Genomic DNA, 15,244 nt, shown 5'->3' on the forward strand with positions numbered 1-15,244 from the left:
TTTATGATACATAGTGTATCTTGTCAATCCCTTTGATGGATAAATTCAGCACTTCACGTTCATGTTAAACCATATGTAGATCTATGAGCTCAACAATCAGCCTATAAATAAAGATTTTGCTGCATATTAACCAAAGGAGGTAGCACTATGGGACAAGCTGTTAAAGGCACAATTACCATTGAAGGTCAGGAAATTTCTATCACAAACCCAGATAAACCGCTGTGGCCTGAAGCAGGCGTGACTAAGGCGCTATATCTTCGCAAGCTCGCGGTATTGGCTCCCTTCCTGCTCAAATATTGCCATCATCGTCTGCTGACCGTCATCCGCTGGCCACATGGGATTCATGGTGATTTTTTTTATCAAAAAAATGCCCCACGTCCTCGGCCGGACTATATTGAAACCGCTCTGCATGACGGTATTGAATATATTGTGCTCGGCAAATTGCCACAACTTCTCTGGCTTGGTAATCAGGCTGCGTTAGAATTCCACCCCTCTCTACATGAAGCGGGAAGCAAGCTGCCCTGTGAATGGATGATAGACCTTGATCCATCCAGAGAGGTGGAGCCACGTATTATGGAGGCCGCCTCTATTGTCGGTGAAGTACTGGCTTCGCTTGGTTTGGATTCCGTCCCCAAAACATCCGGGGCTACAGGTGTACAAATTATCGTTCCGATCCGTACAGGCATAACCTTCGACGAACTTCGCAGCATCGGGCTATTAGTCGGGCAGTTTGTGACAGAAAAGCACCCGCATCTGTTCACACTCGAACGGTTAAAGAAGGACCGTGGAACAGCCATCTATTTTGATTATTTGCAGCATTATCAGGGGAAAACTCTGGCCGCTCCTTATACCCCGCGGGCACGCCCCGGCGCTACGGTCTCTACTCCGCTAACCTGGGAAGAGGTACGGCAAGATGTATCACCACTTGACTACCATTTGCTGAATATTGAGGAACGACTAAACCAGGTAGGCGACTTGATCGACAAGGTTCCTCCCCAGCCCGTAGAAGACGTTCTCAAGCATATGCGCACCAAGGCACACCGAACCTGATCCATGCTTGGAAGAACAAAAAAGGGGACGAACCCCGCAGCCATTAGGCTGAGAAATTGTCCCCTTGCGCTAGTGTATTCCTTTTTTCTTAAAGCGTCCGCCCTTCACATCGTGAATGTTACCGATCGCAACGAAAGCGTGCGGGTCCCAATCTTCAACGATGCTCTTCAGCTTCGCTTCCTCCAGTCGGGTAATGACGACGAAAATCACTTTCTTGCTTTCGCCCGTAAAGCCGCCTTCACCTTCCAGATAAGTGACGCCCCGTCCAAGACGGTCTGTCAGGGCATCCCCGATATCACGGTATTTTTCACTAATAATCCAGACCGATTTGGACTGATCCAGACCTTCAATCGTAATATCAATCATTTTCATGGCGATATAATAAGCAATCATGGAATAAAGGGCATTTGGCCAACCGAACACAAAACCTGCACTTCCCAGAATGAAGATATTAACGAACAGTACGATCTCACCGACCGAAAAAGGAGTTTTTTCACTGACGAGAATAGCTACGATCTCTGTCCCATCCAGCGAGCCGCCGGACCGAATCACAAGACCCACCCCAACACCGAGAATGACGCCCCCAAAAATAGCGCCGAGCAGCGGTTCGCCAGGAGTCAATGCACTTACATTGTGAAGTAACGCGGTTCCGATGGACATAACGACGATACCGAATAATGTGGATAAAGCGAAGGTTTTACCGATTTGTTTGTAGCCGATAAGTAAAAATGGAAGGTTCAACAGGGTCAGGAAAATACCGAGCGGATAGCCAGTAATCTTGGAGGCCATGATGGAAATACCTGTAACGCCTCCGTCAATAACGCCGTTAGGAACCAGAAATATTTCCAATCCCACTGCCATCAGAGCTGCACCAACCACAATCATGGCTGCACGCTGAAACAGGCGTTTTACTTTGTTCTTCGGATTAGCTGGAATTTTGCTGATCTTGGTCAACTCTCCGGTCACATCTGTGATCTCAGACAGATTTTGGACTTCCTTGCTCACTACACTCATATATAAATCCCCCCGTTACAGTATGGTATATTGGACCGAAAAAGGGGCTGCTATCCGCAGTCCCCTCTCCTTTACCGCGCTTGTGTTATATGAATAGTATACCATAAAACTGCGATTTTGCGCAAAAAAGTTAGCAAAGAGCACATAAATCACAATAAAGTGGGATTATAGCGATAAAAACGTCGAAAATCGCCTTTAAAGGAGTGGAGAGAGCATGCGAGTTAGAATTTCAGCTGTTTTCTGAGATCGAGGCCGTCTGCGGAACACGTTCAAATCAATGCGTGAGGAGTTGGAAATGTCCTCTACAAAATCTGCCGAAAGCCGTTCCAGCGCTGAATTAGCAAAAACTACAGCGGTCAACTCAAAATTATAGAAAAAGCTGCGCATGTCCATATTGGCGGTCCCGACCGAGCCGAGTAAATCATCGACAATCACTACTTTGGCGTGAATAAATCCTTTTCGATATTGGTAGAACTCCACCCCTGTCTCCAACAGTTCTTGCACATAGGATAAAGACGCCAGATGAACCAGCTTCGAGTCAGATTGGTAGGGAATAATAATTTTCACATCTACGCCACTGACTGCTGCCAGCTTGAGCGCCTCATGAATCCCCGGATCGGGAATAAAATACGGCGTCGTAATCCAAATCCGCTTTTTGGCAACCGTGAGCGCACCAAAACACATTTCCTGAATCGTATCCCATACCTGATCGGGACCGCTGCTCAAAATCTGTACTTCCTCATCCCCGGTGCAGGTATGTGGAGGAAAAAAATTCACATCCATCAATCTCTCCCCTGAGGCCAGCTTCCAGTCGCTAAGAAATGCATTTTGCAGAAAATAGACGCTATCTCCTTCAATCTGCAAATGCGTATCCCTCCAAAATCCCACTTTGGGGTATTTTCCGAGATAATCGTCGCCTATATTAATCCCACCCACAAATCCAATCATGCCGTCAACCACCACGATTTTCCTGTGATTGCGATAGTTAATCCGGCGATCCAAAGTGGCGAAAAACGGAGGTAGAAAATAATGAAATTCCACTCCCGCCTCACTACAGGTACGAATAAAGGAATAAGGCAAATTGTAACTTCCTACACCGTCCACAATGAATCGTACCTTTACTCCCTCACGTGCCTTGCGGATCATGACCTCTTGAAACTTTCTTCCAATTTCATCGGCCCGAAATATGTAAAACTCCACATGGATATGATGTTGCGCTTGTTCCATCGCTGTCAGCATAGCCTCGAAGGTTTCTTCACCGTTCGTCAGCACACGTGTGCGATTACATCCAGTCAACGGGTTTTCTGACATGCGAATTAACTGGTTAAACAGACGCTCCTGATGCTTGAAATGAGGATTATGCATTTGCTCCACCTGTTCAATCACTTTGGATTGCGCCCACAGACGCTCGCGAAATTCACGAAACAGCTGCGATCCCCCTTTTCGGACCATTTTGCGCTTCTGATAATCCTGTGCAACAAAGTAGTACACGACAAAGCCAATGAGCGGGAAGCAAAACAAAATAAAGAGCCAGGCTACCGCTTTGGACGGCTTGCGAAATTCAAAGAGCAGGATCGTCCCGGTCTGAAAAATAAAAACAATTAAAGCCAACAGCAACCACAGCATGTCTAAGCCTCCTTATATATCTTAGGATTTTGCAAAATCCTCATCTACGTTTTATACTAAGCTCCAATTTTTTTGACATGTTTGCCTCTTAAGCTGAATAGATAGTAACCAAGCACTATAGGAGCGATGTCCGGAAAGGAGCGATTATGAAAAAAGGAAGCCTAAATCGCCGGATGACCCTGCTTGTTATTCGGGATGCACAGCAACCGCCCAAGCAGCTACAATGCTCTACAGCCGCTGTCATTCTCGTCCCGACTCTTGTGATCGCGTCTATCTCTACACTCGTGATCGGGCTGCAAATCCGTTCTTCCCATATTATCTCCCAAATGGAAACGAATCTTGCTGTCCAGAGTTTGCAGATGGAGGTCACGGTAGCGGACAAGGATGCAGCCATTGGGCGACTACGGCAGGAAGTCATGGAGCTGACGAATCAAGCCACCAATATTCGTGAACGCCTTCAGCGCGTAACAGAGCTGGAACAACAAATGCAGCAATTCATTCGTAAACACGGAAACTCATCTGCCACAAGTAACCATAAAAAGACCATGACGCCGCTCTCCTGGGATGCTTCCGGCCATATTGGAGGTGAACTGATCGCAGTGCATGAAAATACTGCCCTCCTAACTCGCCAGGCAATGGATGATTTTCAGGAGATCGAATCTCTGTTGGACACGGTGGAACGTACGGTTCCCCGCTCTATTCAGCAAGCAAATGCCGTGCAGCAGAATCTGGAGCGCAAACAAGCCGCACAGCTACTCCAGACCCGTAGGCTGGCTCTTGCCGAACAAGGGAATCCCTCCGTTTGGCCTGTAGGTTCACGGCGAATGACCTCCAGCTTCGGCTATCGCAGCGACCCTTTTACAGGTAGGTCTGCCTTTCATTCAGGCGTGGACATTGCCGGACAAACCGGTGATCCTGTCTATGCAGCAGGAGCAGGCACCGTCTTGGAGGCTGCTTCTAGCGGAGCCCGCGGCAAGTGCATCATCATCCAGCATCCTGACGGACTCCAGAGCTGGTATATGCACCTGAGCGGCATGCAGGTGGCTCCGGGAGATCGTGTCCACAAAGGACAGACCATCGGTCTGTTAGGAAGTACCGGGAGAAGCACGGGACCTCATCTTCATTTTCAGATCGTCAAGCATAACCAACCTGTCGATCCATTACTGTATGTACAATGAGGACTTTTCAAAATCCTTACAATAAAAGATTGGGGGAAAACCATCATGTTCAAGGAATCCAAAAAAAAACTCTCCGCCCCAGCTATGGATACACTGCTCGCTAATGGCACCAGCTTTGAAGGTACAGTTGAGGCAGAGGCCAATATTCGGATTGACGGTCATTTTCAGGGCGATATCCGCAGCACTCGTACTGTCGTCATTGGAGAATCTGCTGTGGTACGTTCGGACATCATCGCACAAGACGTCATTCTTGCCGGTAAGGTGTTCGGCAGCATTACTACAGAAGGACGACTGACCATTACGCCGACAGGTGAACTGTACGGAAATACGGCGACCGCTGCATTGGTCATATCTGAAGGCGGTGTACTGGACGGCACAAGTCAAATGAACCGAACGAAGGATGTAGAGTTGTCAACTTCTACGGATGAGTCAAACGACGAAACCCAATCTAGTTTCAGCAAAAACAGGGAGGACAGCCAAGCCGATCTGCAATCCGAAGCAGGATAAAATCAATATACACTCACTCCATTAAACCCAGTGCATTCTCCATTCATTCCATAATATCCTCCACTCTGCGTTCCAAAAATAATTGGTACACCTTACGTATGACAATTTTTCCGCACATATACAATGGAATCACCAAAATGATGCCCAGAATCCCGAGCAGGTCGCCACCAACCAACAGTAAAATAACGACTGTCAACGGATGAATATCCAGCTGCTTGCCAAAAACTATAGGTGACAGCCAATTATCCTGAATTTGCTGTGCAGCAATCACCACGACCAGCGACCAGAGCGCCATCGAAGGTGATTCGAGAAATCCAATAATAACTACAGGTATAGAAGCAGCCACTGCCCCCACATAGGGAATAAAATTAAGAAAAATCGAAATAACGGCGAGCAGCAAGGCATAAGGCAAACCTATAATTAAAAATCCAAGGAACATCATCACACCCAACGCGACATTGATCAGCACCCGACTCACGATAAAGCTGCTGAGCGCGCTATCGATATCTTCCATGACCTCTAACGCGTCTTTGTGATATTTTTTAGGAAAGAAGTTTAGCATTTTAGGGCCAAATTTGCTCCCTTCCTTAAGCATGTAATAGAGCAATATGGGAAAAGTAGCCAATACGATAAAAAAGTAGGATACGAACGATACCAGCTTTACCGAGTAATCAGACAGTGTCGAAAAAGCTTCGTTCAACGTATCTGACAGTTGTGACAGCGGGTCTTCACCCGGAGGCAGCACTTGTCTCAAGGATTGATTATGCCGCCATTGGCTCAATTGATCAACCAGACTTTTAATGAGCTTCGGCGCATTTTCAAATAAATTGGTTACCTGATCACGCAGCGTAGGCCACACACCCCATGAGAAAACAAACAATAACACTCCAATGACCAAATAAATCAGCAAAATGGAGATAGATCGTTTGATTTTTCTACGTTCCATTACATCTACAATCGGCCTCAATAAATAATAGAGGAAAAAAGATAGCATCAACGGCACAACCAGCAAGCTGACCAAAGATACGAGAGGACTGAATATAAAGCTTACTTTGGTGCCCAAGTAAATGATGAGTAATAGCATGACAATACCAGTAGTCAGACGAAAAAAACGATTATTTTGCAGCATATCATGCGGCCCCCCTCTGTTCTGTTCTCTCTACCTCTTTAAACGCAAAATGACCCTATTGATTGATTGTTGCTGAAAATAGATTACAATATACCCCTACACGCAGAATGTGTAGCAAAAATGACATAGATACAGTATAAAATAGTGTTAAATTAGGATTTTGCAAATTCCTGAAATAATAAAAGGACGTCCAAATGCTAGGCATTTGAACGTCCTTTGTGTTACTCTACGACACTTCCATTTAGGTCGAAACATCCCGTTTTACGAAAACCACCCAGGCAATGGCGATAAAAATCACATAATAGGCGACCAGCACGGTGAGCGAAAAGGTTAGACTGGAACTTACTGTACCCGGCGGCATATCTAGATATTTTTTCAGATCCATATGTGTAAATAGTACGTATTTGGTCCATTCATAACGATCTGTGCTGAACAAGCCAATAGAGTTATAGACTGTTTTGGTGAACATCATGAACAACGACAGCCCAATCGCCAAGGCACTGGAACGGAAAACTGCGGATAGCATAAATGCAAAGGCCATCGTCACGAATAAGGCGATATAGCTATACAAAAAGTTCAGCGTTACATAAGATATCGGATCACTGAACAGCGGAACAGAACCCGCTGGTGCATCCTTGGATAACATCAGCCATGAGGACAGCGTAACCATCAAGATCAAAATGATCGTTCCGAGCAAACTGAACAAAATCACGGATATATACTTGGACAACAATATTTTGCTGCGAGTCCAAGGTCGGATGAGCAACAACTTAATCGTTCCCCAAGTAAATTCACCAGCCACCGAATCAGCGGCTACAATGACCGTAAACGTCGTATTGAGGAAAAATGTAAACAACGTCGTCAACGCAATCCCATCCCACACGCTGACCTGATCGGAAACCAGGGAAATCAGCATCGGAATCGCAGCCGTGATGACCGCCAGCAGACCCAGCATAATCCATGTGCGCACACGCAGGTAAATTTTCAGATTTTCGTTATGTACCAGCTTGAAGAAATCAGCCAATGAACCCGCCTCCCGTCACTTCCAAAAATTGATCTTCCAGCGTACGGGCAATCGGGCGAATCGCATATACTTTAATTCCGTTTGCAGCCAGCAGGCTGTTCATCTCTGCGATCTGTTCCCGCTCCAAGTGAAGCAGCAGTTGATTGCCTTCGACGCGCCCTGCTCCAGCAAGCGCATAAGCTTGCTCGGCATCATTTACCTCAAAAGCAATTTCTGCCGTCTGCACTTCCCCCCCTGTATTCTTCAGCTGCTTGATATCAACCAGCCGTCCGCTCTGAATAATGGCTACACGGTCGCACATCATCTCCATCTCGGACAACAAATGGCTTGATACGAACACGGTAATTCCTTCCGTACGGGTCAATTGACGCAAATAATCCCGCAGTTCTCGAATACCCTGCGGGTCCAAGCCGTTGGTCGGCTCGTCCAGCACGAGCAGCTTCGGTCGATGCAAAATCGCCTGAGCTACCCCAAGTCGCTGCCGCATCCCGAGCGAGTAGGTTTTTACTTTATCATGAATTCGGTTTCCGAGTCCCACCAAACGAATCGCTTCATCCACGCGCTCTGGGGTCACCCCAGGAGACATTCGCGCAAAATGCTGCAAATTTTGATAGCCTGTCAAAAACTTGTACATCTCCGGGTTCTCAACAATCGCGCCGACATGGGAAACGGCCTTCTCAAAATCGGTATTAATGCTGTCTCCACAAATATGAATATCGCCCTTGCTGATCGAAATCAGGCCAACCATCATACGGATGGTAGTCGTTTTTCCCGCACCATTGGGTCCGAGGAAACCAAATACCTGTCCCGCCGGAACCTCCAGCGTCAGATCATCCACGATCGCTTTTGAGGAAATGATTTTACTCACACCCTCCATACGTATGACGGGAACCTGTCCTGTCGCTTGCTGCATACTATGAAACTCCTTCCATCCGGAGTGAAGCTGTTATCCATTTTACTGTACATTTCCGGTTTTGGAAGTATTGTACCATATTTAACCTTTTAGAAACACCACGCAACCTCTATTCCTTGTCCTTGTATATCCAAAGCACCCGCCATTTCTCATCTTCCTGTGTCACATAACAAGGCTGTACGATATCAAAATTACCGAATCGGGTCTTGTAATGCTGAGTGACCGTAATACGGTAAACCTTCCCTAACTCTTCTCCATTCGGATCGGTACGAATATCATACTCAGCCTGCGGCTCCCCCAGTTCAAACGTGAACGTATCCGTCCCCATATCCTGCATAAAAACGTGCGCACGCTGCTGTACATACGTAGATTTCTCGAATTTCTTTTTCATTTGCGAATGAAAAAACTCCCATGAACCTCCGAAATTTCCCGATTGCTCCATAGTGTAGAACTCGTTCAGTGCTTCTACCGCTTGATCGCCCTCGCCTGTAGACATCACCCCGCGCAGACCCAACCACAGCAGCCATAACAATCCACAAATGATGGCAAAATATAATAGCTTACGGACGAACGCCGAAGCCGCTCTCCTTCTAAACAGCACACATTGCCCCTCCCTCTGTTGGACTATACCGAATTCTTTACAGATGTATGTGGGACAAGCCTTGTTTAGAAGTCTTTAGAAGAAAATAACGGGTGACCTCCCAAATAGGGCACCCGTCTACATAAGGCTTACCTAAGGCGATATGGCCGTGGTAAGCATGTGCTTCTCCAGCACTCCATGGAGACGCTGGCGTTCCTGCTCCTCCACAATGTAATAATATACACCGTTGATTTTACGCCCATGTCCCTTCAGTTCAACGGTATCCGTCTGCTTGAGGGACGGACCGATCCGGGTCAGGAAAGTGGTCATATCGTCAAAGGTAATGTCTGTGCGAATCTGCTCCCCCGCTGCTTCCAGTATCGGCTTTACCCTCAACAGCCCTTCCTTGCTGATGGACTGGGTCAGAATTTGCTTGAGTAGCTCCCGCTGGCGGGCATTTCTTCCGAGATCCCCACGTGGATCATCGAATCGCATACGGGCGTAGGCCAACGCCTCAGCCCCGTTCAAGTTCAAATTACCCTGCGCAAAATGATGGCCCTCATATTGAAAATCAAGTGGATTATAAACCTCGACTCCCCCCATAAGGTCCACCATTTTCGCAAACCCTTCCATGTTCATCTGTACATAGTAATCTATCGGATGGTTCAAAAAATGCTCTACCGTACGGATCGACATATCCACGCCCCCAAAAGCAAAAGCGTGATTGATTTTGTCCTCACGCCCCTTGCCGATCAACTCTGTTCGCGTATCACGCGGAATGTTGAACATCAACATAGAGCCTTCATCAGGGTTAACAGACAAAACGATCATCGTATCCGATCGTCCTGGATCGTGAGGCCGCCGATCTACGCCCAGCACCAGCACGGTGAACGGCTTGAACTGGGAGATGGCTGCCGGATTGGGTATACTTGATCCAATGTCTGTACCTACAGATCGCCCTGCTCCGCCCGTTGCAAGGGTAGAAACCGCCCCAGGCTGCACGATGCTGCGCGGATGATACATCGCATTCGCCGCTGTTTTAAAGGAATGATACACATAAGCGGTGTAGGCAGTAGCCCCTACGAGCAATAACGCCGCAGCCCCCAATGTCACCTTCAGCCATCGTTTCATACGCAGCCTCCCCTTTACGGATTCACTACAGACTGATGACGATCTACATCCAGATTGTTCATCTGTGGCCTGCCGACAGAATAGTATGCAAAGGCGGATTGTCTGATTTGCTCCTCGCTGTACACATTGCGTCCGTCAATCATAATTGGATACTTCATAAGCTCATTCAGCTCACCCAACCCGATATCACCAAATTCTTCCCATTCCGTCAATAGACACAGTGCGTCACATCCCTCTGCCGCTTCTCGTGCGCTATCTGCCCACGTTACTTCCGAGCTGTCCAGCAGTCTGCGGAAGTTAGCGGTAGCGATTGGGTCATATGCACGAATTTGCGCCCCTGCCTCCAGCAGCGACTGCATGATATCCAGCGCCGGGGCATCTCTTACGTCATCTGTATTCGGTTTAAAAGCCAGTCCCCATATACCAATCGTAGCTCCCTCCAGATCACCCAGCGCCTCTTTCAGCTTACGAATCACGTTAAAACGTTGCCCCTGATTCACTTCTACCACAGATTTCAGCAGCTTGAATTCATAGTCCACGTTACCTGCAATTTGGATCAGAGCTTGTGTATCCTTGGGAAAACAGGAACCCCCATAGCCGATACCAGCAGACAAAAAGGAGGAACCGATCCGCTGATCCAGTCCCATACCATGTGCCACGCGTGTAACGTCTGCGCCCACCTTTTCGCAAATATTTGCAATCTCATTAATAAACGAAATTTTGGTCGCCAAAAAAGCATTCGACGCGTACTTGATCATCTCCGCCGAACGGATATCCGTGGTTACGATATTTGTCGTCAGCGGCTCGTGCAGTGTAGTCAGCACAGCGGACACATGCGGATCGGAAGCTCCGATGATGATTCGATCTGGCTGTAGGGTGTCTATGACTGCTGAACCTTCACGTAAAAATTCGGGAACCGAAGCCACACCAAACGGATAATTTGTGCGGCTCGCAATCCAATTTTGAATACGTTCGTTCGTTCCGACAGGCACCGTGCTTTTGGTGACAATTACTTTGTAGCCATTCATGGCGTCTGCCACCTCGCAGGCGGCTTCTTCAATATAGGACAGGTTCGCTTCTCCGCCTGGCAGTGAAGGCGTGCCGACCGCCAAAATAACAATTTCGGCTGCCTCCACCGAAGCAGCCGTATCTGTTGTAAAGCTTAGTCGGCCTTGTTCTACATTATCTTTAATTAGAGCCTTTAATCCCGGTTCATAAATCGGCACCCCACCTGCACGCAGCTGATGAATTTTATCCTCATTCTGATCTACACAGACGACGGTATTCCCGAGTGCGGCAAAACAGACCCCCGACACCAGCCCGACATACCCTGCACCAATTACACATAACTTCAAAGCAACTCCCCCTTTTACATGCTGTCTCATTGCATCCTGCTTTTACCGACTTCACTTCTCTATATCTCTTCCTGCAAGCCGATTATGATAAAGCATAAGCCGTTTGTTTTGCCGATAAGATTTTAGAAAACGGTATACATACATCGGATTGTTATAGGCATACCTCTTCCATAATCGCTTCGGTTCACAGATCAGACGGTACAGCCACTCCAGCCCCAGCTTTTGTATCGCTAGTGGCGGTCTACGAACCTTTCCAGTGATATAGTCAAAGGCCGCCCCTACTCCAATCATCACGCCATGAATGCGGTCTTTGTTTCGATGCATCCATATTTCCTGCTTCGGGCAGCCTAAGCTGACGAATATGATATGCGCGCCAGACGCATTGATTTCATCAATGATCCGCTCCTCCTCATCTGGATGAAGCTCACGAAATGGTGGTGAAAAGCTGCCAGCGATGCGGATTCCAGGGTAATCCTGTTCTACTCTTTCTTTTAAGCTATCCAGCGTATCCGGCGTACTGCCGTAAAAATATATACTTACCTTCGTCTGTGGCGCACGTTCGCACAACTTGAGCATCAGACTGGGACCATCTACCCGATCCTGACGCTCAAATCCGTACAGCTTAAGCGCCCATACCAACGGCATACCATCGGGAGTACACAAATCGGCTTGAGTGATCGCTTCGTGGAACTCGGAATGATTCCCGGCTGTGACAATGGAATGCGTGTTGCAAATACAAACATAGCCGTCCTTTCGTTCGACTGCCCATTGTTCCAGCATGTGTACCGTCTCCTGAAACGTAAGTGCTGCAATATCTGCTTCCGCAATCCTTCCGACTCTATATTGGGGCAGCTGCTTCATAATCACGCTCCTCCATCGCCTCGCTATATATCGCCATCAGCTGCTTCACATTCACTTCTTCCGTATAGCATGCAGCGTAGTTTTCCGACACCTTCTGTCTCATAGCTGCATAGTTTTCATAGGCTACTGCACAGCGAATCACAGTCTTTATATTTTCCAAATCATCATGTTGAAAATGGAAACCCGTCACCCCGTCCTCCACGACTTCCTCCAGTGCACCTAGCCGGCTGCATAATACCGGAGTTCCAACAGAAAAAGACTCTACAATGGTCATGGGAAATCCTTCATACCAAATGGAAGGCACCATGACATACATGGCCCGGCTCATGCAATCCAGTACCGTGTCTCCATCCTGCTTACCGAGAAACCGAACATCTTCCTGCGGATAAGCAGCGGTCAATTCAGCCTTTTCCGGACCATCCCCAATGATGACCAGTCTCAATCCCCCCCGATCTTCCAACTGTGACCAAGCTTTCAGCAGATTGCGAACCCCTTTTTCAGCAGAAATCCGCCCCACGAACAATAAATAACGATCATTCGGGTCATATTGGGTTTTCACTGTTTTATGATGGACAAAATTTGGCTTTACCGCGATACGATCCAGTGGAATACCGCTTTCGGCAAATTTGTCCCGTGCAAATTCTGTCAGCGCAATATAGCGACTTACCTTGTGCTGCCATGTGCCGATCAGATCGTTGAACTTAATCATCGCCGCTACCGGAATCGTCTGAAGCTGTGAACCTCGATAGCATCCATGACGGATGGAATGCAGTAGCGTGCCGTGCAGACATTTTTCACAAACCTTATTCCCTCGCATAAAGGTTGCCGCCGGACAAATCAGCCTGTAATTATGAAGTGTCTGGACAACCGGAATCCCCAGCCGTTCACAAGCATGATAGACCGAAGGGGATATAACCGGGAAAAAATTATGCACATGTACCACATCTGGCTTCACCTGTAAAAGCAGCTTCTTGATTCTTTTGAATTCCGGCAGGGACCATGCCGCCTCTACCGCCAGCTTTGCCATGTTCGCTAGCCCTCTGCTTTGAATGCTGTCGTTGTGCACATAGTAATGCTCTGTCTCTATTCCTCTGGAACGCAGCATAGCTGATTCTTGCTCGACAACCTTGTCTTCTCCCCCGCTTTGCTGATAAAAGTTATGGATGATCAGCACCTTGCTCACAGGAGGGTTCATCTGTCTGCTGACCTGTTGGCTCACGTGGTTGCCCCTCTTTCCTGCGTTGATTGCATAGCGTGGTTCGAGCTCGTAGGTTTGATCCCTTGATGACTTACTATTTCATCCGCAATGCGATCCCACGACATACGGTCGACCGTAAGAAAGGCCTTCTCCGCCATACTTCGTCTCAGCTCAGCATTATCCAGCAAATCGCCTATTCGACCAGACCATTCCTCTTCTGAAAAGCTTCTCAGCATCACTCCGCTCACTCCGTCCTCAAGCAAGGTAACCGAGCCCCCGTTTACCGAAGAGATAATCGGGACGCGAAACAGCATGCTTTCCAGCAGCACCATACCAAAAATATCGTATTGGGTCGGAAACAGCATCACATCCGCCGCTCCGTAAACCTGCCACAGATGACGTTGCTCCACTCTTGAAAAATGTATAATACTGTCCGTTATTCCCAGTTCATGAGCATATGTCCAATAGCGGTCTGTGTCCGTCTTCCGTCCATCCCCGACCATTAACAAAAGGCAGCTAGGATGCTTTTGGAGTACCCTTTTGAACGTAGTCAGCATAAAACGTATATTTCTCCGTTCCTCCAATACACCAACATACAGTAGCACCGGACGATCACCGATTCTACGCAGCTCATTCGCGACCTCACGGTTTTCCTCACGTTCTCCGCTTATGTCTTCACTGTTGTTACTGGTTTCACTATCGAATGCTCTCTCTACTTTACTGCGATCCAGTCCGACCCCAATCGTAACCACGTTGTCAAAACCTTTATTCTCCAAATAGCGCTTAGCAAGATCGGATTTGACATAGGTACGGCGTAGAGATTTTGCTACCTTCGGAAGCAGCATAATATCGTATAGTTTGCGGATCAGCGCGTGCGTGTTATCTCGGTATGGGCCGTGATACAACGCCAGCTTATCAGGACATTTGCGGGAAAGCAGATAGGTCATGATCTGGTTGTATTCTGTAGTAATGACCAGATCATAGGCATCCAGAAAAGAATCTTTGAGAACATCTCTGTAGATGCTGTTGCTTAAGAACTTAAACCCGTGGAGCCAGATAATACGCAAGGTGCATCCTTCGTGACGGTAGACCTGTTCCAGATGGGTTTCTTTACGATCGTTGTAGTAAACAATATCGCAATCATAGCCTTTTCGAACGAGTGCTTTGCCCAAACCGACTTCCTGTAAATTGTATGAGTCCCCGTTCACTTTGCTGGCAAAATTGCGGAGATACAATATTTTTCGAATCATCATCAGGGCTCCTGCCATTTCATATTGGGTGAGTTATGGAGCACGGAGGGTTCAGAGAACGCTGCGCGTTCCATTTGATCTTCCGATCGCTGTTGCAGTGGGATTCCTGGATATAAAACATTCCGAGGTAAGAATCCCACTGCAAAGGCGAACGCTAGCGCTTCTTCAGATTCAAATGGACCGCTCCGCTACTGACCGCCGGGTCTATAAAGTCACCCCATTTTAAAAAAGGGAATGCTGAAGTGCCCCCCGCTGCGCGGATATACGCGAGCGAATGCACGCAGGCGTTGACTTCGCGCTACCTTGTATACCGATCACATTAGCGATAAATGATTGAACAGCATAGAGCTACTACCACTGGGCTGACACAAGACCTTAACGATGGCTAGATTGTCGCCTGCTAAAAGATTGCTATCCACCAAACGCTG

At 47.7% G+C, this 15,244-nt stretch carries 14 protein-coding genes; 3 read left to right on the top strand and 11 right to left on the bottom strand.

The genetic code is table 11. The annotated features are described in order from the left end of the window. The first annotated feature begins 147 nt into the window (after nt 1-147). Complete coding sequence (ligD, locus tag NLX74_RS16275) at nt 148-1,050, top strand: non-homologous end-joining DNA ligase (RefSeq protein WP_254329316.1); 903 nt, start codon at nt 148-150, stop codon at nt 1,048-1,050. Between the two features lie 69 nt (nt 1,051-1,119). Here the strand turns inward: ligD and NLX74_RS16280 are convergent, their stop codons facing one another. Both NLX74_RS16280 and cls read right to left on the bottom strand, forming a co-directional pair. Further along, complete coding sequence (locus NLX74_RS16280; protein WP_081276708.1) at nt 1,120-2,064, bottom strand: YitT family protein; 945 nt, start codon at nt 2,062-2,064, stop codon at nt 1,120-1,122. 195 nt (nt 2,065-2,259) lie between these two features. Next, nucleotides 2,260-3,690 carry a cardiolipin synthase gene (gene cls, locus NLX74_RS16285; RefSeq protein ID WP_254329317.1) on the bottom strand — a complete coding sequence of 477 codons (1,431 nt, stop codon included), beginning with the start codon at nt 3,688-3,690 and terminating at the stop codon, nt 2,260-2,262. Nucleotides 3,691-3,836: 146 nt separating this feature from the next. Between cls and NLX74_RS16290 the strand changes: the two genes are divergently transcribed. Both NLX74_RS16290 and NLX74_RS16295 read left to right on the top strand, forming a co-directional pair. Continuing rightward, complete coding sequence (locus NLX74_RS16290; RefSeq protein ID WP_023987449.1) at nt 3,837-4,868, top strand: M23 family metallopeptidase; 1,032 nt, start codon at nt 3,837-3,839, stop codon at nt 4,866-4,868. Between the two features lie 45 nt (nt 4,869-4,913). Continuing rightward, nucleotides 4,914-5,375, top strand: a complete 462-nt coding sequence (locus tag NLX74_RS16295) for a bactofilin family protein (RefSeq protein WP_061830256.1) — start codon at nt 4,914-4,916, stop codon at nt 5,373-5,375. A gap of 43 nt (nt 5,376-5,418) precedes the next feature. Here the strand turns inward: NLX74_RS16295 and NLX74_RS16300 are convergent, their stop codons facing one another. From NLX74_RS16300 to NLX74_RS16340, 9 genes are all read right to left on the bottom strand, one after another. After that, nucleotides 5,419-6,504, bottom strand: a complete 1,086-nt coding sequence (locus tag NLX74_RS16300) for an AI-2E family transporter (protein WP_061830257.1) — start codon at nt 6,502-6,504, stop codon at nt 5,419-5,421. A 241-nt stretch (nt 6,505-6,745) separates the two neighbouring features. Further along, complete coding sequence (locus NLX74_RS16305; protein ID WP_254329318.1) at nt 6,746-7,528, bottom strand: ABC transporter permease; 783 nt, start codon at nt 7,526-7,528, stop codon at nt 6,746-6,748. Then, a complete protein-coding gene (locus tag NLX74_RS16310; RefSeq protein ID WP_254329319.1) occupies nt 7,521-8,441 on the bottom strand; it encodes an ABC transporter ATP-binding protein in 921 nt (306 codons plus the stop codon). Before NLX74_RS16310 ends, NLX74_RS16305 begins: the two co-directional genes overlap by 8 nt. A gap of 109 nt (nt 8,442-8,550) precedes the next feature. Next, on the bottom strand, nt 8,551-9,042 hold the full coding sequence (locus NLX74_RS16315) for a hypothetical protein (protein ID WP_061830260.1): 492 nt from the start codon (nt 9,040-9,042) through the stop codon (nt 8,551-8,553). Nucleotides 9,043-9,174: 132 nt separating this feature from the next. Continuing rightward, entirely contained in the window at nt 9,175-10,152 is a 978-nt protein-coding gene (locus NLX74_RS16320) for an LCP family glycopolymer transferase (RefSeq protein WP_254329320.1), read from the bottom strand. Between the two features lie 14 nt (nt 10,153-10,166). Beyond that, entirely contained in the window at nt 10,167-11,507 is a 1,341-nt protein-coding gene (locus NLX74_RS16325) for a UDP-glucose dehydrogenase family protein (protein WP_103048912.1), read from the bottom strand. A 51-nt stretch (nt 11,508-11,558) separates the two neighbouring features. Further along, nucleotides 11,559-12,368 (bottom strand): WecB/TagA/CpsF family glycosyltransferase, encoded by an 810-nt coding sequence (locus NLX74_RS16330; protein ID WP_254329321.1) that lies wholly within the window; start codon nt 12,366-12,368, stop codon nt 11,559-11,561. Continuing rightward, nucleotides 12,346-13,587, bottom strand: a complete 1,242-nt coding sequence (locus NLX74_RS16335; RefSeq protein ID WP_254329322.1) for a glycosyltransferase family 4 protein — start codon at nt 13,585-13,587, stop codon at nt 12,346-12,348. Before NLX74_RS16335 ends, NLX74_RS16330 begins: the two co-directional genes overlap by 23 nt. Continuing rightward, complete coding sequence (locus NLX74_RS16340; protein ID WP_254329323.1) at nt 13,584-14,816, bottom strand: glycosyltransferase family 4 protein; 1,233 nt, start codon at nt 14,814-14,816, stop codon at nt 13,584-13,586. Before NLX74_RS16340 ends, NLX74_RS16335 begins: the two co-directional genes overlap by 4 nt. Nucleotides 14,817-15,244 lie beyond the last annotated feature (428 nt).

It is taken from the genome of Paenibacillus sp. MZ03-122A (assembly GCF_024213325.1).
Lineage (GTDB): Bacteria > Bacillota > Bacilli > Paenibacillales > Paenibacillaceae > Paenibacillus > Paenibacillus polymyxa_B.